The organism is Muricoccus nepalensis, assembly GCF_006438825.1.
Lineage (GTDB): Bacteria > Pseudomonadota > Alphaproteobacteria > Acetobacterales > Acetobacteraceae > Roseomonas > Roseomonas nepalensis.
Genome location: NZ_RCZP01000147.1, coordinates 1 through 653, shown reverse-complemented (window position 1 = coordinate 653; position 653 = coordinate 1). Strand labels below are relative to the sequence as shown.

1 protein-coding gene and 1 pseudogene are annotated in these 653 nt (G+C 68.5%); one reads left to right on the top strand and one right to left on the bottom strand.

The window, feature by feature from the left end; genetic code table 11:
• A partial coding sequence (locus EAH89_RS32975; protein WP_241667278.1) for a transposase occupies positions 1 to 238 on the bottom strand: 238 nt, incomplete at its 3' end.
• Positions 239 to 298: 60 nt separating this feature from the next.
• Between EAH89_RS32975 and EAH89_RS31035 the strand changes: the two are divergent.
• Positions 299 to 653: pseudogene (locus tag EAH89_RS31035) on the top strand (helix-turn-helix domain-containing protein); the annotation flags it as partial.

The following is a 653-nucleotide window of genomic DNA, read 5'->3' as shown; positions in this document are numbered from 1 at the left end:
GAAGCTGTCGGATCTCGGCCTGCTCCGGTGAAGCGGGCAGCGTTACCTTGCCAGTGCCCCCTTGCCCTGCAGCCAATCCCGCTGGTCCATGACCTCGCGCCCGCCAGTTCCGCAGCATCGATGGCTCGATCCCAAACTCCCTCGCCACCTGCATCAGAGGGCGGCCGCTGCTCTCCAGCAGCAACACCGCCTCCCGCTTGAACTCCTCCGTAAACTCCCGTCGCGTCTTGCTCGTCATCAGGGCACCTCGCTCCCGCAGGAGCTTATCTGAGGTGTCCACCAACACGGGGGAGGGTCAGTCCTGGAGGTGGCCCGCCGCGTGGGTGTGAGCCGCCCTGCGGTGTGGCGCTGGCAGCGGCGCTACGCCGAGCAGGGCGTCGATGGTCTGATGCGCGACAAGACGCGCAAACCCGGCCGGGCGCCGCTGGCCACGGCGACGGTCGCCAAGGTGCTGGCGCTGACCTGCGCAGAGCCGCCCGGGGCCGTCACCCACTGGACCGGACGGGCCATGGCCAAGAAGGTCGGTATCAGCCTGAGCGCGGTACAGCGGATCTGGCAGGCCAACCGCCTGCAGCCGCACCGCCTGCGCACCTTCAAACGCTCGACCGATCCCGCCTTCGCCAGCAAGGTCGAGGATATCGTCGGCCTCTACA